Source organism: Anabaena azotica SJ-1, assembly GCF_047275885.1.
Lineage (GTDB): Bacteria > Cyanobacteriota > Cyanobacteriia > Cyanobacteriales > Nostocaceae > Trichormus_B > Trichormus_B azotica_A.
This window is the reverse complement of the sequence record NZ_CP178454.1, coordinates 5,218,844-5,238,843: the sequence shown is the minus strand read 5'-3', so window position 1 is coordinate 5,238,843 and position 20,000 is coordinate 5,218,844. Positions and strand designations below refer to the sequence as shown.

13 protein-coding genes and 1 tRNA gene are annotated in these 20,000 nt (G+C 36.9%); 8 read left to right on the top strand and 6 right to left on the bottom strand.

Features of this window, described 5'->3' with window-relative positions; all coding sequences use genetic code 11:
• Positions 1 to 283: 283 nt before the first annotated feature.
• From ACLLO5_RS22665 to ACLLO5_RS22655, 3 genes are all read right to left on the bottom strand, one after another.
• Positions 284 to 760, bottom strand: a complete 477-nt coding sequence (locus ACLLO5_RS22665) for a DUF29 domain-containing protein (protein ID WP_413172759.1) — start codon at positions 758 to 760, stop codon at positions 284 to 286.
• A gap of 163 nt (positions 761 to 923) precedes the next feature.
• Complete coding sequence (locus ACLLO5_RS22660) at positions 924 to 2,213, bottom strand: DHH family phosphoesterase (RefSeq protein WP_413172758.1); 1,290 nt, start codon at positions 2,211 to 2,213, stop codon at positions 924 to 926.
• Between the two features lie 508 nt (positions 2,214 to 2,721).
• Positions 2,722 to 3,219 carry an HNH endonuclease gene (locus ACLLO5_RS22655; RefSeq protein ID WP_413172757.1) on the bottom strand — a complete coding sequence of 166 codons (498 nt, stop codon included), beginning with the start codon at positions 3,217 to 3,219 and terminating at the stop codon, positions 2,722 to 2,724.
• A 580-nt stretch (positions 3,220 to 3,799) separates the two neighbouring features.
• Between ACLLO5_RS22655 and alr the strand changes: the two genes are divergently transcribed.
• From alr to ACLLO5_RS22625, 6 genes are all read left to right on the top strand, one after another.
• On the top strand, positions 3,800 to 4,987 hold the full coding sequence (alr, locus tag ACLLO5_RS22650) for an alanine racemase (RefSeq protein ID WP_413172756.1): 1,188 nt from the start codon (positions 3,800 to 3,802) through the stop codon (positions 4,985 to 4,987).
• A gap of 111 nt (positions 4,988 to 5,098) precedes the next feature.
• Positions 5,099 to 5,180 (top strand) — tRNA-Leu (locus ACLLO5_RS22645).
• 532 nt (positions 5,181 to 5,712) lie between these two features.
• Positions 5,713 to 6,750, top strand: coding sequence for a response regulator (locus ACLLO5_RS22640; RefSeq protein WP_413172755.1), 1,038 nt, complete (start codon positions 5,713 to 5,715; stop codon positions 6,748 to 6,750).
• 63 nt (positions 6,751 to 6,813) lie between these two features.
• On the top strand, positions 6,814 to 7,329 hold the full coding sequence (locus tag ACLLO5_RS22635) for a chemotaxis protein CheW (protein ID WP_413172754.1): 516 nt from the start codon (positions 6,814 to 6,816) through the stop codon (positions 7,327 to 7,329).
• Between the two features lie 150 nt (positions 7,330 to 7,479).
• Positions 7,480 to 9,732 carry a methyl-accepting chemotaxis protein gene (locus ACLLO5_RS22630; protein ID WP_413172753.1) on the top strand — a complete coding sequence of 751 codons (2,253 nt, stop codon included), beginning with the start codon at positions 7,480 to 7,482 and terminating at the stop codon, positions 9,730 to 9,732.
• Positions 9,733 to 9,888: 156 nt separating this feature from the next.
• On the top strand, positions 9,889 to 12,870 hold the full coding sequence (locus ACLLO5_RS22625) for a response regulator (protein ID WP_413172751.1): 2,982 nt from the start codon (positions 9,889 to 9,891) through the stop codon (positions 12,868 to 12,870).
• A gap of 59 nt (positions 12,871 to 12,929) precedes the next feature.
• On the opposite strand, the gene ACLLO5_RS22620 is transcribed toward ACLLO5_RS22625, so the two are convergent.
• Positions 12,930 to 13,712 carry a DUF4231 domain-containing protein gene (locus ACLLO5_RS22620; protein WP_413172750.1) on the bottom strand — a complete coding sequence of 261 codons (783 nt, stop codon included), beginning with the start codon at positions 13,710 to 13,712 and terminating at the stop codon, positions 12,930 to 12,932.
• Between the two features lie 397 nt (positions 13,713 to 14,109).
• On the opposite strand from ACLLO5_RS22620, the gene ACLLO5_RS22615 reads away from it, so the two are divergent.
• A complete protein-coding gene (locus tag ACLLO5_RS22615; protein ID WP_413172749.1) occupies positions 14,110 to 14,574 on the top strand; it encodes a GNAT family N-acetyltransferase in 465 nt (154 codons plus the stop codon).
• 453 nt (positions 14,575 to 15,027) lie between these two features.
• On the top strand, positions 15,028 to 16,920 hold the full coding sequence (locus ACLLO5_RS22610; RefSeq protein ID WP_413172748.1) for a transketolase: 1,893 nt from the start codon (positions 15,028 to 15,030) through the stop codon (positions 16,918 to 16,920).
• A 135-nt stretch (positions 16,921 to 17,055) separates the two neighbouring features.
• On the opposite strand, the gene ACLLO5_RS22605 is transcribed toward ACLLO5_RS22610, so the two are convergent.
• A complete protein-coding gene (locus tag ACLLO5_RS22605) occupies positions 17,056 to 18,273 on the bottom strand; it encodes a hypothetical protein (protein WP_413172747.1) in 1,218 nt (405 codons plus the stop codon).
• 432 nt (positions 18,274 to 18,705) lie between these two features.
• Complete coding sequence (locus tag ACLLO5_RS22600) at positions 18,706 to 19,968, bottom strand: proton extrusion protein PcxA (RefSeq protein WP_413172746.1); 1,263 nt, start codon at positions 19,966 to 19,968, stop codon at positions 18,706 to 18,708.
• Positions 19,969 to 20,000: the final 32 nt, after the last annotated feature.

The window sequence follows — 20,000 nt, the reverse complement described above, 5'->3', positions numbered from 1 at the left end:
ACCTCTCAACAAGGTGAACATTATGAAGTTAAAGGCTCGATTTTTAAAGATATACCCATCTATGTAATAGCAAATGCTGGATTATAGTGATGATCTTCTAAATACATGAAGTTTCACCTACATTTTCGCATACTTTTCCGATTCTTGTTCGAGATAAGTCCAATCCTTAACCTGTTGAGTGAAATGTTTCATTATATCAATAAACTCGATATCACTCACATCTTTCAATTTTAATTGAACTTCTTGATAAACTTTCATTTCACTAACCTAAAATCAGAAAAAGTTAAAATTCCATCTTACTATGAGGATAAAAGTCTAAATCTAAAATTTCATCAACAGCAAAAGGACAAACAATAGGAAAGTTATCCTCGGCTAAACCAGTTTCCACAATTGCTTCTCTTCGCGCTCTTTGATAAGTAGTATTAATCCAATCCGCATCATTTAAAAATCGCTGCAAACTGGGACTTTCTGTTAATAACTCATCTAAATTCAGTCGTTCACGGGTAATGGTAATTTGCCAACTATTACTGCATTTTTCGGGCTGATATTTCCACTTTAGTAAATGCGATAATACCAACCTTAACGCACTCTGCAAAGCCCTCTGTTGACTCTTGCCCAAATCCACCACTTCCTCAATTAAGTTTTCTAAATCTAGCGTTTCCCAATTTCCTGATTTTAAAAGTTCTGCTGTTTGTTCTACCCAAGCATAAAAATCTTGGTCATACAAGCTTTGTAATATTTGCAGTTCTATAGTTTTCATGGGATTTGTCTGATACACTGCTTGCTAGTTAGGAATTTACCACCAAAAAAATAATTTGTAGGGGTTTGGCAATGCGCCTTACCCCCACTGAATCAACACCGTCTTTGAATCGGTTTTAACGTAATTCGGCTATTGATTCTTGTACTTGAAAACAATTCATTTTCTACGACTGAATTGGGTTATCTCTAGGATTTACCAATTTCAATAACTTCTGTTTAATTTGTGCGTCGTAAACTTCCCATTTCATTTTGGCATAAGCAGAATTTTCATTGCCCCCAGATAAAAAACCCATGGGAATTTCAAAGCCACCTGCACCTGTACGTCCACCACCAAAGAACCGCCCAGTGCTGTCTTGTCCAAAGGCTTCTTTAATAAATTCATCAGGGTCTAAAGTAAGTTTTGTGGTTCTTAGGGAACCTATGACTACTTCTAATTCGTCATCTTCATCGTGAACAATTCCATAAACTACTGCGGTGTGAACGTTTTCTTCTGTCACTAGAAAATCAGCCGCTTGCGGAATAGCATCCCGGTCGTCGTAGCGTAAATAACCAACCCCAGCAATGGAAAAGTTATTTTGGACAATGCGATTTTTGAGCGATCGCTCGATCACATCCATGACCCGCTTGGAACGATTTGCCTGTAAAATGGCATTCAGCAACTGAGCATCATAAAATCTGCTCAGATAGGCAGCAGCCATAAAATCTTCTTCCTGCGCTTGCATCAACCTATTGGTATCTGAGCGCAAACCATGCATCAAAGCAGTTGCACATTTAACGTGCTGGCTAATACTACTATCTAATCCCAGCAAACCCGCTTGTAAATACTGGGTAAATATAGTTGCAGTTGCACGTACATAAGGACGAACATCGACAAACTCGGCCTTTAGTTCTCCCTGCAAGCTATGATGATCCACCAGCACCACCAGGGGAAGTCCTGCTTGTTGTACTGCTGATAACAGCCCAGATGTGGTTCCCTGGTTATCAATTAGTACGAACCCTTGATAAGATGATAAATCTTTATTTTTCAGGGTTTGCATTGTCCACCTTTGAGCAGGTAAAGTAGTTAGCTTAACCAAGGCAATATTCTCTTGGTGGCTTAATGTCCCAGCATAAATGATTTCACATTTGATATCATACTGTTGAGCAATTAACTGGTAAGCCCAAGCACATGAAAGAGCATCAGGATCAGGGAAATCTTGCAAAATCACTAAATGACGCTCATGTCTGTGTCCAAGCAAGGTTTTCTGCAATTCTTCTGATTTTTGATGTGCTAGAGAATTACCTCGTTGAGCTAAATATATACCTCCATCACCATTATTTGATGGTGGTAAAGAAGGACGGGTAAGGGGTGGAAGTTCATAAGAAGATTCTTTATCTATCTCAACTTCCTCCGGATTCGGTTCTGTGGTCAATGAAAAACTCTCAAATTGAGTAACAGGAGAATTCAAGTACATAGGGCATTTGGTGTTCAGCGCGGTGGCTTGTGTATGCCTTCCGAGATACTCCAATCATTGCATCATTGGTTTAGCCACACACTATGATCTTGACAGAAATCAACTGTCTTTGCACTGCATACCTTGGTCTATTTTTTGTCAAGAGTATTAGTCAAGGATTTATCACATCTGTCTGGATTGAATATTGATTTTGGCATCAACGTTATGCAATTTTTGTGAAAACCTGATTTTGACAAAAATATTGATTTTTGCTAAAAAATTATAGGCATAAAGATATATACCTCATAAAAATGAGGTAGAATAGCTATTCTGTGTGTTATTTGCTGTCCTGGATTTAGGCAGAACGTTCATATGGCTTTTAGGAATTTGCCCCTTCAGCCGCAAATAAACACCAAGCAATGTCAAACTAAACCGTCTACTTGTGGTAAACTGTCCTGACAATCGTCAAACAGCAAGACCTACAGGTAAAAATTTGTTTCCCTGCTTTACTCATTGACTCTGTATAATGTCAAAGTCCTATTACATATTTTTGCCACTCTTGGTGAAGTCCACTCTTGAGATGTTTAGTCACCTCAAAGTAAAGACTACTGTAAGGTTGACGAGGTGGATGGCGCAAAGGCATCCGGGCTTCTTGAGGTGTACGACAGCCTTTTTTGACGTTGCAGCGTACACAGGCAGTAACAATGTTTTCCCAGGTATCACCCCCTCCACGCGATCGCGGCATTACATGATCTAATGTCAACTCGTCTCCTGTATAACCACAGTATTGACAAGTATGTCCATCGCGATGCAATATATTCCGGCGCGTCAAAGGAATTTCTTTATAGGGAACACGCACGTAATGACGCAACCGAATCACGGTTGGCAGTGGAAAATCCGAGTAGATGAATTTACCGTTATGTTCTACGTGTTCTGCCTTGCCTTTAATCAACAAAACTATGGCACGTCGCCAACTCGTAATGTTGAGCGGTTCGTAAGAGGCGTTCAGGACTAAAACCTTCCCCATTGATATTAGCTCAAGGTATTAGTTTTAAATATTTTAACACAGATATATCTTCCTGGGGAGATGAGAATAATTTATACTTCCTAAATAATTTAGTAGGGGAGATGGGGAGTAGGGGAGCAGGGGAGTAGGGGAGCAGGGGAGCAGGGGAGCAGAGGAGCAGAGGAGCAGGGGAGCAGGGGAGCAGGGGAGCAGGGGAGCAGAGGAGCAGGGGAGCAGGGGAGCAGGGGAGCAGGGGAGCAGGGGAGCAGGGGAGCAGGGGAGCAGAGGAGAAATATTTTCTTCCTAATCCTTACTTAATTAATTCTTTCTTCTGACTCCTGACTCCTGCCTTCTGCCTTCTGCCTTCTGCCTTCTGCCTCCTGCCTCCTGCCTCCTGACTTCTGCCTTCTGCCTTCTGCCTTCTGCCTTCTGCCTCCTGCCTCCTGCCTCCTGCCTCCTGCCTCCTGCCTCCTGAACACTTGTGCAAACTCCCGGATAAGCGGTAAACTTTCCTGATTAAATTGATATGGCTTTGAGCGGGGCAATCAGAATCATCAGATCGTCTGGAAGCTTTGCAGTGGTGTGATAGGAGTGAAGAGAAATGTTCAGTAGCAAGCAAACCCCTAGTTTTGCTGATAGTCAAGAACGTGATACCTATGCTTGGTTTTCGCAGCGAGCTTGGGTAGAAATTGATTTGGGTGCGTTGTCCTATAATGTTAAGCAGTTAGTAAGATTTTTATCATCACGTACCCAGTTAATGGCAGTAGTAAAAGCTGATGCCTACGGACATGGGTCGGTAACAGTTGCTAAAACAGTTTTGGAAGCTGGTGCGAGTTGCTTGGGAGTGGCTACAGTTCCGGAAGGGATTCAATTAAGGGAAGGTGGTATAAAAGCTCCGATTTTAATTTTAGGAGCAACTCATACTCTAGAACAAATTCATGCGATCGCTCACTGGAAACTTCAGCCAACACTATGTAGCCCCAAACAGGCCTTAGAATTTTCTAACACTCTTGAAGCTATTAATTATAATTCTGCCGTCTCTGTACACATCAAATTAGATACGGGAATGTCTAGATTAGGCACAAATTGGCAAGAAGCCGGCGATTTTGTGCAGTTGGTACAGGGATTACCCCATCTGGATATAAAGAGTGTTTATTCTCACCTAGCGACAGCAGATAGTCCTGATCCGGCCATCATGCAAGAACAGCATAGACGATTTGAGGAAGCGATCGCACAAATCAAAGCCAGAGGCATCAAAATTCCCAGCTTGCATTTAGCCAACTCAGCCGCCACCCTAGCAGATCCAACACTGCACTATGACATGGTACGTGCAGGTTTAGCCATTTACGGACTTTATCCCGCTACCCACCTAGAAAATAAAATCAAACTGCAACCCGTTTTACAACTCAAAGCACGGGTTACCCAGGTTAAAACAATTGCAGCAGGAACCGGTGTCAGCTATGGTCATCAGTTTATCGCACCCAGAGAAATGCGTATTGCTGTTGTCGGAATTGGTTATGCAGATGGAGTTCCCCGCAGTCTTTCCAACCAAATGCAAGTTTTACTCCGTGGACAGCGTGTGCAGCAAATAGGCACAATTACAATGGATCAAATCATGCTAGATGTTAGTTCTATACCCGATTTACAAGAAGGGGAAATAGTCACCCTACTAGGAGAACAGGGACAAGAACAAATATCCGCAGATGACTGGGCAAATCAATTAAACACCATTTCCTGGGAAATTCTCTGCGGCTTCAAGCATCGTTTACCCCGTGTAGCGATAATGTAGAGTGTGGGGTGTATGGGGAAAAGATTTTTTCCAATCACCCATTACCCTTAATTTTTAATTGATATGACCTCTTGCCATCCATAATTTGTTATGCTAATATTGAATACTGATGCGGATGTGGCGGAATTGGCAGACGCGCTAGATTTAGGTTCTAGTACCGCAAGGTGTGAAGGTTCAAGTCCTTTCATCCGCATTTATTCAGTTAAATATATTTTTCGTTGATCAAAATCCTGAAGCATAGATCATCTGTTTTGTCTTTCTCTCGCTTCTCAATATAGAAAGACATAACTTTGTATACAATTTTTTTCTGCCATTAATCAAAGATTTGATCAGCTTTATGTATCTGGTCTTCGGCCTTGTGCATTTTGCCTTCTATGATCTGGGGTTGAGACTTTTAGGGTTTTCAGCCTATTTTCTTATAATCGCAATATTCAGTAATAAGTTATTGAAAATCTACAAATTGGCTAAGATTTGATAATCTTGAACTAACACTGCTATCGTTAAGTTTTACTATCAGCGACAAAATCAGACTTTGTATTTAGGACTACAAAGGATTTGAGGCTTTATACTTGATTTTAAGTATTACCACATCTGTTGTCTATTAGCAGCTTACTTGTTACCTGCACGGATAGAGGTTTAGCAATGCTTATCCTTTACAAACCAAATAGAACTGCTATAAGCCCATTAGAATCATAAGTATTGAATCTAGCTAAAGAAAAAGCAAAATGATGACAACTCCTTTAGGTAGCTACAAGTTGTTTCACAAACTACATCCCCTCTCTCTTCTAGCACAATTAAGCACTAGGAAAGTCACGGGAAATTTAAGTGTATTCACTGGTTTGGTTTCTTGGTCAATCTATCTAGAACAAGGTAAACTAACTTACGCTACTTATTCAGATAAAGTTTTTGAACGTCTTGAAAGTCAATTACAAAGATTAAATCAGCAAATACCCGCTTTTAATCATGCCTCTTATGAACAGATGGGATTGGTATCAGAAACCAATCATAATCAGTTGATAGCAAATGCTGATTATTATGCTATCTGCTGGTTAGTAAAGCAAGAATACATTACTCCTGCACAAGCGGGAATGCTGATAGAAGAATTAGCAAAAGAAGTGCTAGAGTCCTTTATTTGTTTAAAAGAAGGTAATTATCAACTTCATGCTGATCATGATTTACATGACCTACCAAAGTTCTGTAATTTAGAGTTGCAATCAATTGTTGAACATTGTCAAAAACAATTAAATTATCGAGAAAATATTAAGCCAGGGATCGCATCTAATAATAATTCTCAAACACAAGCTGAAAACCAACTAGGAGAAAAATATTCAAAATCAAAAAAAATCTCCCCTGCCAAACAGATCAACCCTAAAAATACCCAGTCTTCTTTGAGTAAGGAGTTTTATACAATTGCCTGTATTGATGATAGTCAAGCCGTCTTGAATTCCATCCAACATTTTTTAGATGAGCAAACATTTTCAGTGGTGATGATTAATGATCCCGTTAAAGCTTTAATGCAAATTATCAGAAGCAAACCAGATTTGATTTTACTAGATGTGGAAATGCCCAATTTAGATGGTTATGAACTATGTTCATTATTAAGGAGACATTCATCATTTAAAAATACACCCATTATTATGGTGACTGGTAGAACGGGGTTTATTGATAAAGCAAAAGCTAAAATTGTTAGATCATCAGGATATTTGACTAAGCCTTTTACAAGAGCAGATTTGCTAAAAATGGTGTCTAAACACATTGGTTAATTTAGTAATCATCAACAATCAAACCCAAATATTCGTTGACAATTGATATAAATTTTTTAAGCAATGACAAATTCCAAACAAACCCTTTATTATCAACCCAGCCAAAAGTCTTTACCAGATAGTTATCTCAAGTTTCAACTCAATCAACAAACTACGGCAGTTTTATCAATTCATCATACTCAAGAAGCGATCATTGTACCTGTTACATCAGTAACAGCCATGCCTAATATGCCCGCTTTTATATTAGGATTAATGAATTGGCGTAGTCGAATTATTTGGGTAATTGATTTGCCAAAGATGTTTAATTTAGAAGGAGTAGATTATCGTCTTCAGCAGTACAATATTATTGTTGTCAACGTGGAATCAATGGTTTTAGGTTTAGTTGTGCAGGAAATTAAAGGTACAACTAAATTAATGGCGGATGATATTCATTCTCCTATCGGACAAGTTGCAGCTAGTTTAGTCCCTTATTTATGTGGTTGTGTGGAACAAAAGGAAGAAACATTGCTAGTTTTAGATGCACAGAATATTGTAAATTATGCTAATTCTTGCACTGATTACAGTAGCAGTCAGGTTTAGCAGTGTGTTCTACTCGTTTAACTATCTTGGTGCATTACTTTATCAATCTTATTTTGTACTTTCTACAAATTACAATACACTGTAAGTGTTCAAGTTTAGGAAAATCAGATTTTACTGATATTATTAAATAGATTCAGGGGGAATTAATTTATGTTTAATAAAACTGATACCACTCAAAGTGGTAATACTCACAATCCGGCATCTTTGCTGGCATCATCGAAAGTTAATGAAAATAAACGAGAAGTTATCAATCAATCTGATATCACAATTCCTGATGATAATCATAGAAATTATATAGTTAGATATCTACAGAAATTTAAACTTAGTGCCAAAGAAGTAATTTTTGCCATTGCTGTAGGTACATTGCCTGTATTGGGAATTGGCTTTATGGCTTATAGCTTTAGTAGTAAATCTATTAATAAGCAAATTGTGAGAACTCAGGAAGCAGAAGCAACTAGTTTAAGTGATAGTATTAACCGTTTTATTTTATCAAGACAGGGAGATATTAAAATTATCTCAAATCTACCATTTTTGACAAATCAAGAAATTAGTAAAATTACCAGTTTTTCGGAAAAGCAAGCTATATTAAATCGGTTTGTTGATACCTATAAAATTTATGACCATTTGGCAGTTTTTGATCTTAATGGTCGAGTGATGATCCAATCTAGAGGTGGAACTAGTGGACAAGAAAACGTCCGGAAATATTTTCAAGAAGTTCTACAAAGTAATGCTCTAGTTATTAGTCAGCCGGAAACATTAAAAAATAACAAAGTGGTGATATATATTGCCGCACCTGTAAAAGATATTGTCACCCAAAAAACTATTGCTGTGGCGCGAACTCGCATACCCATAGATATGTTAGCAGCGGAAATAAAAAAATATGCCCCTAATAGTGATGACTATTATTTGCTAGATGATTCAGGAAAATTTATTTTCAGTCCCAAGCAAGATTTATTAGGACAGGAAGCTACTGTAATATATCCTGGTTTGTCTAAAGTGCTAAACAAACGAAATGGTGGTGAATTTCCACAAGCACAAACAATTAATCAACCATTACAACTAGTTAGTTATGTGCCATTTAAAAAAATTGAAGGTTTACCAAATTTAAACTGGCAATTAATTTTAGCTAAAGATGCGGCGATCGCTCTATATCCCCAAAGACAACTTTTGATAGCAATTGCTCAGATCACAGCCATAACAGCCTTATTGATGACATTGCTTGCCGCTGGGTTAGTGAAGGTGTTCACAAAGCCAAATCTCTCTGAATCTGCAAGGATAGAAACCTTAGCCGATGATGAAACTAACATTCCCCTGAGCCAGCAAAAAAATGAAGAATTACCCACTGCGCTTAAAGAATGGGATATTCAGGCTCATCAAGAATCTACATTTGAACAACAATGGCAAGAAAAAGATACTTTACGTTTGCAACTTGTGAAGTTAATCAACCAAATAGAAAGTGCTGCTCAGGGAAATTTAACTGTACAAGCTGATGTTATGGATGGGGAAGTTGGTCATATTGCCAATATTTTTAACTCAATAGTCGCAAATCTCCGCAATATACTTATCCAAGTTAAACAAACTACTGGTCAAGTTAATACATCCCTTGATTCAAATCAAAATTATTTCCATGACTTAGCACAGGAAGCAACTACACAAGTTGAAAATATCAATTGCTCCTTCACCATAATTGAGCAAATGACTAACTCCATGCAAATTTTAGCAGCTGGCGCTCAAGAAGTGAGTGCGATCGCTCATCATGCTCATCAGACTGCTGCTCAGAGTGAAAAAGCGATAGATTTGACAGTGCAGAATATTCTGTCTTTACAAGAAACTGCGGGTGAAACTGCTAAAAAAGTCAGGTATTTGGGTGAATCTTCTCAACAAATTTCCCGCGTGGTGTCTTTAATTAATCAGATTGCTATGCAAACTAATTTGTTAGCAATTAATGCGGGAATTGAAGCAGCGCGTGCAGGAGAAGAAGGTCAAGGTTTTGTTGTCGTTGCTGAAGAAGTAGGAGAGTTAGCGGCTCGTAGTGCGGCTGCTACCCAAGAAATTGAGCAAATTGTCGAAAAAATTAAACGAGATACAAATGAAGTTGTACAAGCAATAGAAGGGGGCAATAATCAGGTAGTTGAAAGCACCCAAATTGTTGCAGATGCCAAGCAGAGTTTAAATGATATTTTAAATATTTCTCAGCAAATAGATACCTTACTAAATTCAATTGCTACTGCTTCTAGTTCTCAGTTAGAAACATCTCAATTTCTTAGCAAATTGATGCAAGATATTACTGTTATTTCTCAACGTACTAAAGATTCTTCTCTCCAAATTTCTGAATCTTTACACAATACTGCGGTTATGTCCCAGCAATTAAAAAAGAATGTAGAAGCTTTCAAAATCAATTAATTAAGATGTTGCATTTTTCATTTTCAAATTTAAGTTTCTAAACTGAAATTGCTAAAAACGTTACTAAAGATATGTTTTTGATTTTGAATTTCTCATTTTATAAGTTTATTTTTGGCTAACGATTAGTGACTAACAACTAATGAGGACTGATAATTTATGACTAATGATAAAGAAATGGAAATCCAGATGCAATTCCTGGAAGAAGCAACCGATTATTTGAATACTTTAGAAACTATTTTGTTGGAAATTGATACGAGTAAACATATCGAATTAGACAAGATTAATGCAGCCATGCGAACTGCTCATTCTATTAAGGGTGGTGCAGCGATGATGGGTTTTAAAGTATTGAGTAATTTAGCGCATCGTTTAGAAGATTCTTTTAAAGTTTTAAAAACTCGAAATAAATCTCTAGAAATTGATACTCATTTGCAGAGTTTACTGTTATCTGGAGTTGATTGGTTAAGGCAAATTGTGGATTTGCTATCAGAAAAAAAATCTCTAGATGATAAGTGGTTAAAAACTTTTTGTTATCCCATTTTTGATGAATTGCATCAGCGGTTGGGTGATCCTTCTCCAGAGGATATTACCACCATGATATCACCGGAAGATGGACAAGAAATAGTTCCTTTGCTGTTTGAAACTGAGGTGGAAGAATGTTTACAACATTTAGAATCTTTATTAGCAAGTCATCCAACAAATGATTTAAAAACGGCCGTAGAGGTGATGGCTTCCGAGTTGAGTGGGTTGGGAGAAATGCTTCAATTACCTGCTTTTATCCAGCTTTGTAAATCAGTTAATCACCATTTAGAAAATCAGCCTAATCGTTATTTGGAAATTAGTCAATTAGCATTGCAAGCTTGGAGACGATCGCAAGCTTTAGTTCTGACAAATCAAAGGGATAGATTACCTACAGAAATTAACTTAGGTGAAGTAGTCGTTAACCTTAGTCCTCAGCAAATCAATATTCCCAAAATAACTATCAAGCCAGAAAATACCTTGGTAGCTGAGAAGCCAGTTTCTGATTTTGAGCCTTTAGAAATAGAGTTACCACCAGAAATTAATGCTGTTGAGTTTTCTGAACAAAATATAGCATTTATTCCTGAGATTCCCTCTTTAGATTATAAACATATTGAACGTAAAGGAGAAATTGTTGGTGTTTCTAAAGATAAGGAAAATCATGAAAACACAGTGAGAGTTCCCAGTAAGCAATTAGAAGAAATTAATGATTTATTTGGGGAAATAATTATTCAACGGAATGGCTTAAATTCCCAATTAGAAAGATTACGCAAACTGGTTTTAGGACTGAGCCAAAGAGTGCAAACTCTTGACCAAGAACATCAAGAAGTGCGTTCAGCATATCAAAAACTTTTTAACAAAACTATGTCTTCTGGAGTATCAACACCAGATGAGCAGGTTACAGAATCCGGGGTAATTAGTTTAGAAATAGATCGCTATCAAAAATTAAATCTGCTATCTCAGGAGGTGATGGAAACTATTGTGCAGGTAGCAGAAGTTGCCAGTGATATTCAGCTGAGTGTGGATGATACAGATCAAATTGCGCGGAAGTTAAATAAAACTTCTAAGCAAGTACAGAGAAAGTTAACACAGGTGCGGATGCGTCCTTTATCTGATTTGGTCGAAAGATTTCCTAGAGCCATCCGCGATTTAAATATTGAGTATGGTAAAAATGTTCAATTAAAAATAGAAGGTGGTAAAACATTAATTGAACGTAGCATTTTAGAGGCTTTAAATGAGCCTTTAATGCATTTATTACGGAATGCGTTTGATCATGGAATTGAAGATTATGCTACCCGTCATGCTCAAGGGAAACCCGAACAAGGATTGATTGAAATTAAAGGATATCATCGGAGCGATCGCACTATCATAGCTATCAGTGATGATGGTAGAGGTATTTCTCTAGAAAAAATCCGCCAACGTGCTATAGCTATGGGTTTGGATACAGCATTAATAGCTGCGGCCAGTGAAGAAGAACTTTTATCACTGATTTTTGAACCTGGGTTTACCACCTCTGATCAAGTTACGGCTTTATCTGGTCGTGGTGTGGGAATGGATGTAGTACGTAATAATCTACAACTTGTCCGGGGTGATATTAAAGTTGATACACAGCCAGGAATTGGTACAACTTTTACTTTATCAGTACCATTTACACTGTCTGTAGCGCGAGTTTTATTAGTAGAAAGTGAAACAGGTAGCGGTTTAAATCACCGCATGATTTTGGCATTTCCTACAGATGTAGTTGCAGAAATATTTTTACTAGAAAATGATCAAGTTTTCGCTATGGATGGTGGGGAATTTCTCAAATGGCAAGATACCATGCTACCTTTAATGCGACTTGGGAATTACTTTGATTTTAATTGTTCCCACTACAATAATTTAGAATTGGAAAGTCCCACGGGAATTAATGCCAGCAGTGTGTTAATTATTAAAAATGACCATCAACCCGTAGCTGTGCAAATAGATCGCTGTTGGGGTGAGCAAGAAGTGGCTATTCGTCAAGTTGAAGGAAAAATCCCTTTACCTGATGGTTTTAGTAACTGTACAATGCTCGGTGATGGTCGGGTAGTGCCATTAATAAACACTAATGAATTAGTATCTTGGATTACTAACAATCAACGTCCCCATAGAAGTAGTCAGTTAAGTAATAAATCACCCGCAACTAAATTAAAAACAGCTTTTCTCAAACCACAAAAGCATAAACCCATTACTAGCCCTACTCACCAAAAAGGCATGATTTTAATCGTCGATGACTCAATTAATGTCCGACGTTATTTAGCTTTAACTCTAGAAAAAGGAGGTTATCAGGTTGAACAGGCTAAAGATGGTCAAGATGCTTGGGAAAAGTTAGAAAGTGGTTTAAAAGTTCAAGCTGTAATTTGTGATATAGAAATGCCGCGTCTTGATGGTTATAGCTTTTTAGAACGAGTTAAATCTAATGATAATTTAAAAAATATTCCTGTGGCTATGTTGACTTCTCGTAGTAGTAATAAACATCGTCAACTAGCAATGCAATTAGGAGCAAGAGCTTATTTTTCTAAGCCTTATAATGAACAAGATTTGTTGAGAACATTGGAAGAAATGATTTTTAGAATGGTGGAAAATAGCTCTGTCAATAATTGAATAAATGTCAGAGTAGTAAGGAAAGAAATAACTGATAACTGATAACTAAATTCAGAAAATTATTCGGTTTTAGGCTTATCAGAACTAGATTCTTCGGTTGTGGTTGTTTCTTTTTTCTTCTCCTGTTGTTCAGTTGCTTGTTGAACTTGTTGTAGGTGAATGTTATTGACTTGGTTAATAAACAATTCTACTGCTTGACTTACTCTTTGTTGTTGTTCAGCTTCTCCAGAAACATCATAACAACGGTAAGATGGTGAAATTCCCAAGATAAATTTCTCTTGTTCTGCTTCTAACAACTCAACAGTTGTGTTAGCTGCAACCGCATTTTTTTGGAAAGGAAATGAAGTCACAATACTAGCGACGATAGAAGCAAGAGCCGGACAAATTACTGGTAGCCACTTTAGCCAAGCTTGTCCTGCTTCTAATTTATCTACCAATACTAAAATTGGTGTAACACCTGACAAAATAACGGTAGAAATTTGCAAGACATAGTAAAGATTTCTTGCCCAATTTCTCGTGGCTTTGTAGTCATTGATCAAATCTTGACAATACTCTAAAGCTTTGGCTCTAGCAGGAACGATGGTATTGTTTTCCAATGAATTACTATTAGTTAATAACGAGGTATAAATTTCTGCTTTTTTTTGGAGTTCAGCCTGTTGTGCTTCCTTGCGAGCATTATTAACTGAGCTTCTGTTGAGCAAAAACAAAAAAATTGCAATAGCTAAAGCTCCTGCTCCAACTATTACATATTGTTGATTACTGGAGTCGAAATAAATGATGATTGCCGCGCTGATAAAAACAGCTGCTAATAGATAATCAATCAGCTTTAAAAACAATAGCATTTTTTCACCTGGCTAAGAAAATAGATGAAATGTACAGACAATTTCTGGCTCAATTAAAAATTGAGTGAAAAGCCCGAACAAGGTTTATTTCACAAACAACCAATCATGTTACACTAAAGTAGCATTCAATACAAGATTATTAAGCTACTAGTTACCAAAAATACAGTCCTGAAAATACTAGCACCCAGGTTGAATCTAAGAAAGATGAGATAGTTAAAATTTACTTAAATTTTTTGAATAAGTAACTCAACATAACCAAACATAAAATTTTAGAACTTTTGTTCACGAATAATTACAGCAGGAGTCAGGTGTATGACTCTCTTGTTGTCTAGGTTTCAATTTAGATTCTGTACCTCATTGATTTGCCCTCTCTTGTAAGAAAAAGTAGAGCTATTTTATGAAAGTCAGACCATACACAATCAATGATACTGAAGAAATTTTGAATTTGTTTTATGATACGGTTCACCAAATCAATATTCGGGACTATACGCAAGAACAAGTAAATGCTTGGGCGACTGTTATACATGATAGGGAACTATGGATGAACAGATTTAATAATAGTTTTACTTTTGTAGTAGAGAAAGAGGCAAAAATTTTAGGATTTGCTAATTTAGAAAATACTGGATATATTGATTGTTTTTACGTTCATAAAGATTTTCAGGGACAAAGGGTAGGAAGCATACTTTTAGAAACAATTGAATTAAAAGTTAAATTTTTAGGTGTTAATAAATTATTTACAGAAGCTAGTATTACAGCCAAACCTTTCTTTGAAGGTAAGAATTTTGTAGTTTTAAAACAGCAGGAAGTAGAACGCAGAGGACAAAAATTTATAAATTTTCTTATGGAAAAGGTTTTTATTTAATCCAGATACAATCTACATTTTTAGAGACATTGGTATTGATATAGCAGGGAATAGGGAACAGGGAACAGAGTTGAAAGTCTTTTAGTGTATGGATTTTTAACGTTAATTGTGTATCTCATTCAAGTGCATACCGCTATATTGTTGTTATTTTAATTAATTCAAAAATATTCTGTCTAAAGATTGAAAATCAATCATGAAGATAAAGTTTATAAGTCTTTAGATATAAATTATGTTTATTCCATTAGCTAGAAGTCTTGATAAAACAAACTCTTTAAATTAAACCCAAGCCAAGATAAATTTTTGGGTAAATGAAAGCCAGAAATAAAATTTCTACACCTGTAGAGATGTTGTTTGTAGCGTTTTTATAATGTGGGCTATTGAAATCTAAACCGCTGTATATACCAATTTAAGCTCAACTTTTCAGCAAATAACGTTGATTATTCTCTAAAAACCATGACCACCCAAGAGCAACTATATCAATGGCAAGAACTAGCTCAACAGTTGCGTGTGGATAGTATTCGCGCTACAACGATCGCAGGTTCGGGTCATCCTACCTCTTCTATGTCTGCCGCTGATTTGATGGCGGTTTTTCTATCTAAATATCTTCGCTACGATTTTGATCATCCAGATAACCCGAATAGCGATCGCTTTATTCTTTCCAAAGGACACGCTGCACCTTTGCTGTATTCTATGTATAAAGCGGCGGGAGTCATTTCTGACCAAGAATTACTATCATTACGTCGGTCTGGTAGCCGTTTAGAAGGTCATCCCACACCAATTTTACCTTGGGTGGATGTCGCAACGGGTTCGCTAGGGCAAGGTTTACCCATTGGTGTAGGGGTGGCTTTAGCGGGTAAATATTTAGATCAATTACCTTACAATGTTTGGGTATTATTGGGGGATAGTGAAACGGCTGAAGGTTCGATTTGGGAAGCTTTTGATCATGCTTCTCACTATACTTTAGATAATCTAATTGCCATTATTGATGTTAATCGCCTTGGGCAACGTGGTCAAACTGAATTAGGCTGGAATACACAAGCCTATGCTAACCGTGCTAAGGCTTTTGGTTGGCAAGCCATAGAAATTGATGGTCATAATTTAACAGAAATTGACCAAGCTTTTAGTGCAGCGGTAGCTGTAAATGACCGTCCCACGGTGATTATTGCTAGGACAAAGAAAGGCAAAGGTGTAGCATCTTTAGAAGATTTAGGTGGTTGGCACGGTAAAGCACTGAAAGCAGAACAGGAAAAACAAGCTATCGCAGAATTAGGTGGAGAACGTCACATTACTATTACCGTAGATAAACCCGAAGCACAAAGCCAACCCGCTGCACTGGGAGTATCTCAACCCCTACAACTGCCCACCTATCAAAAAGGTAATCAAGTAGCCACCCGTCGCGCTTACGGTGATGCTTTGTTGGCTTTGGGGACTTCGCAACCTGATGTGGTTGTCCTTGATGCTGAGGTGAATAATTCCACCTATGCGGAAGATTTTGCTGAAGCTTTTCCAGAACGCTACTTTGAGATGTACATTGCTGAACAGCAAATGATAGCTGCTGCTGTGGGCTTACAGGTACGAAAATACAAACCCTTTGCTTCTACTTTTGCAGCCTTTTTAACTCGTGGTTATGACTTTATCAGGATGGCTGCGGTATCTCGTGCCAACATTAACTTAGTTGGTTCTCATGCAGGTGTCTCCATTGGTCAAGATGGTGCTTCCCAAATGGGATTGGAAGATTTAGCAGCTTTTCGCGCTGTGTGGAATAGCACTGTATTGTATCCTTGTGATGCTAATCAGACGGCTAAACTAGTGGCACAGATGAGCGATCGCTATGGTATCGTTTACCTCCGTACCACCAGAGAAAGCACACCTGTAATTTATGGTAGCCAAGAACAATTTTCCATTGGTGGTAGTAAAATTATCCACCGTTCCCAGCGCGATCAAGCCACAATTATTGCCGCAGGTATCACTGTACATGAAGCCCTGAAAGCTTATGACAGATTGAAAAATGAAGGCATCACAGCCCGTATTATTGATGCCTATTCCGTTAAACCCATTGATATCCAAACTCTACATCAAGCAGCGAAAGATACCAACGGTAATTTAGTAGTTGTAGAAGATCATTGGCCAGAAGGAGGATTAGGTGCGGCTGTCTTAGATGCCTTTGCAGGGAATAGTAGCACCCCTGCCTACAAAATTTCGCAATTACAGATTATTAAACTTGCCGTTCAAGATATGCCAACTTCTGGAACTCCTGAAGAACTACTCCATGCTGCTAAAATTGATGCAGATGCCATTGTGGAAGCGGTGAAATCGCAAGTGAGACGACTGGTAGGAGTATCTTAGCCAGATTGGTTCAGAAGCCCACACTTAGCAATTTTTCAAGTGTGGGAGGAAGTTTTCAGCAGTTTTGTAGATTTTGTAGATTGGGTAGATTTGGTAGATTGGGTTGATGCGATCGCAATTCTCAATCATCTACTTTCACTTTTTAACCAAAATATAAGGTGTCGCATATTCAGGTAATTGCTGGATATGCTGCCTAAAATCTTTTTGATCCTCAAAAATACCTGCCAAAAAATCGAGTTGATGCAAATTTGGTAAAAATGCCCCACCAGTATCAGCCATTACACCCATTTGTAGACGTTTGCGTCCACCTTGATTATATTCCATCACAATCACTCTACCCAAGCCAATATTCAGGACATCTCCAGCAAAAGTTACACCTGGCTTAATAGAAATCTTCGCATCAATCTTATATCCATAACCTTTGATTTCATCAACTTTTCTAAAATACCAATAACGTTTTTGTGATATGGGTTTTACTCCTCTTACATAAGAAATTCCATTATTTCTATCCACATTAAAAAACTCTTGTGAACCATCTGTAAAATTAATCAAAATAGTTCCCTGCATTAATGCTTCCTCTAAACCTTGACGGGTCAGATATGCCAAAGCTTCTACCCTGCCAAATTCTTTGCCACCAGGCTCATAAATACCTGACAAAACATCTTGTTTAGTGTATTTAGTGTAGAAATTATCATTTCCTAAATTCTCTTTTAAACTATAAATCGGTATATTATATTTGGATGTTTTAGACCGAGAACCAGGATGTTTAAAAACGGCATATTTTGTAATTCTTAATTGTTTTTGTTGCGGATCATCAAGATTATAAGCTGACCATTTAATTACTCGAAAATTAGCATTGATAAAATTAGGATCTTGTAACCGAGTAGGACGATTATTACTAATATCTTCCTGCAAAACAGTAATCATAAAATCCAAAGTTTTGAGAACATCCTGAACAGTCACACCTTGGCTTAATAACAATCCATTGCGAGAAATATTAGGATCTTTGTCAGCATTATCTTGAAAATATTTGCGCGTATTAGCGAGAACAGTTAATAAATCAGCTTGATTGAAATTAACTTTAGCCGTTGGTAATTGTACAGATTTTAAAATGTGTTTCCCATTGACACTATATTTATATTTTTGCCATTCATCAATTACAGAATAGAATATAGATGTAGCTTGATTTTGCTGACTGAGTAAATTAATAGGTTGAGTTTGTGTAATTTGTGCTTGCGTAATTACTTGCGGAATTTCTGACTGTGCATATAGATTTTGGTGAGCTAAAACAACCAGAAAAAAAGTAACAATACCTGCTGTGATTTGAAATTTACGATTGAATAAGATACTCATAAGGCTAAGTCGGGAACTAAACTTCTAAATTCATTTCTAAGCTAAAAGTAATGCTTCTTACTGCATCACTGATACGTATTAATAATTACTTTTATCTTTATCAACAAAAGCAATTATTAAACCCAATTATTAGCAGATAATCTGAGATTCTGCACTAAATATTTGTCTAGATTCATGAAAAATTTTTGGAACTTGACAAAATGTAAGCATTCAGGAATGGAATGATAAGATCCCCGACTTTTTTGATTATCATTTTAATAAAATTTGAATTGATTGCAGAAGTGGGGGATCTGGGTATCAACAAAAGCTATAGCTGAATACTTACGACAAAATTACCAATAAACTTTTTAATTTTAGGGAAAAACCGTGAATCTTTCTCCTCTGCTCCCCTGCTTGTCTCAATGTGCAACTTAAATGTTTAATAGCTTATTCCTACTCATCCATCTCTTTCAATGTAGCCAATGCAGAAGGAGATAAGCGACTTAGATAGCGGAATATCCAGTATTTAAATATAGTATTTAGAATTACTGGAAATGTAGCAATAAACAAAAATATTACATTTCTACTTGCTGGTAAACCTAAATGCTCTGCGAAACCTTCTAAAAGAATCTCCCACCCATGGGGAGAGTGAAATCCTACAAATATATCTGTCAATAAAATAATTAAAAAAGCCTTCGCACTGTCACTTAAACCGTAAACAAGTTTATCTATAAAAGATTTAACAATGATGATATCTTTTTTGCTCAAAACAACTACTATAGCAAAAGAAATCAGTGATATAAAATCAGCAAATAAATTGCTGATAGCACCGTTAGTTTTTTTGCGGAATTCTTCTGCTATCTCAATCGCTTTATTTTTAACCTTGGCTTCAACGTTCTCAGATGAAAGTTGTGGTGCTTGACGGAGTAGGGATCTAAATTTCAATCCTTGCTCAAAAGTTTTTAATTCATTCAGTGCTTTCTCCTCCATTTCTGAATTGATAAAAATTTGCGTTGTTTTTTCGGTTTTGAAATGTTTCACCACAGGGCTAACTAATAATAGTTTAGAAAAATGCTGAGTTAATAGTGGGACAAGAATCAGTAGTAAGAAAAATTTAACTGCCCTGATCGTTCTATTTCTAGAATTTCGATATTTTTTGACAAATTCTTCTTCTGCTTGGGGAGTAAAATCTTGAGCAATTTTATTAAAAGTTCTGCCAATTGACCCTGGAAATACACCAAGATTGTGATTTACAGATGCTTCTTTAAAAATTGTTGTATTCGATGAATTTGGCTGTTTTTTAACTGCTCGAATAGAATTTTCTATTGGTTCATTACTAATTTGATTTGGAGCTATATATTTAGATATTACTTCATCAATAAAATTGAGTTTTTCTAATAAACTAGGATCTGAACTATTGACCAAACTAAGTCCTAATTGAAATTCAGCTAATCTAACTTTAATAATAGCTAAATTCCTATTTAAATTTCCTTGCCAAAAAGCCATCACATTTTCACTAAAATCACCTGATTCATGGGTAATTTTTTTACCACCAAATTGCTCAATTTCAATTTTTTGAATTGCTTGTGCTGCTTCATAAGCTTCTAAAATAGCTCTTTCTGGAGTATTTGAAAACCACTGATTCAATAAACTCCAGGATTCCTTAATTTTTTGGCTGATTACTCTTGTATTTCGAGTAAAAAATGTTCTATTCATAAAAATATCCTAAATACAGTTTATTGACCGTG

What these genes read in the sequence shown, in the direction of transcription:
- ACLLO5_RS22640 (WP_413172755.1), top strand. Translation starts at nt 5,713, where the DNA reads ATGATGACAACTCCTTTAGGTAGCTACAAGTTGTTTCACAAACTACAT.
- ACLLO5_RS22620 (WP_413172750.1), bottom strand. Translation starts at nt 13,712, where the DNA reads ATGCTATTGTTTTTAAAGCTGATTGATTATCTATTAGCAGCTGTTTTT.
- ACLLO5_RS22660 (WP_413172758.1), bottom strand. Translation starts at nt 2,213, where the DNA reads ATGTACTTGAATTCTCCTGTTACTCAATTTGAGAGTTTTTCATTGACC.
- ACLLO5_RS22605 (WP_413172747.1), bottom strand. Translation starts at nt 18,273, where the DNA reads ATGAGTATCTTATTCAATCGTAAATTTCAAATCACAGCAGGTATTGTT.
- ACLLO5_RS22635 (WP_413172754.1), top strand. Translation starts at nt 6,814, where the DNA reads ATGACAAATTCCAAACAAACCCTTTATTATCAACCCAGCCAAAAGTCT.
- ACLLO5_RS22600 (WP_413172746.1), bottom strand. Translation starts at nt 19,968, where the DNA reads ATGAATAGAACATTTTTTACTCGAAATACAAGAGTAATCAGCCAAAAA.
- ACLLO5_RS22610 (WP_413172748.1), top strand. Translation starts at nt 15,028, where the DNA reads ATGACCACCCAAGAGCAACTATATCAATGGCAAGAACTAGCTCAACAG.
- alr (WP_413172756.1), top strand. Translation starts at nt 3,800, where the DNA reads ATGTTCAGTAGCAAGCAAACCCCTAGTTTTGCTGATAGTCAAGAACGT.
- ACLLO5_RS22625 (WP_413172751.1), top strand. Translation starts at nt 9,889, where the DNA reads ATGACTAATGATAAAGAAATGGAAATCCAGATGCAATTCCTGGAAGAA.
- ACLLO5_RS22630 (WP_413172753.1), top strand. Translation starts at nt 7,480, where the DNA reads ATGTTTAATAAAACTGATACCACTCAAAGTGGTAATACTCACAATCCG.
- ACLLO5_RS22655 (WP_413172757.1), bottom strand. Translation starts at nt 3,219, where the DNA reads ATGGGGAAGGTTTTAGTCCTGAACGCCTCTTACGAACCGCTCAACATT.
- ACLLO5_RS22615 (WP_413172749.1), top strand. Translation starts at nt 14,110, where the DNA reads ATGAAAGTCAGACCATACACAATCAATGATACTGAAGAAATTTTGAAT.
- ACLLO5_RS22665 (WP_413172759.1), bottom strand. Translation starts at nt 760, where the DNA reads ATGAAAACTATAGAACTGCAAATATTACAAAGCTTGTATGACCAAGAT.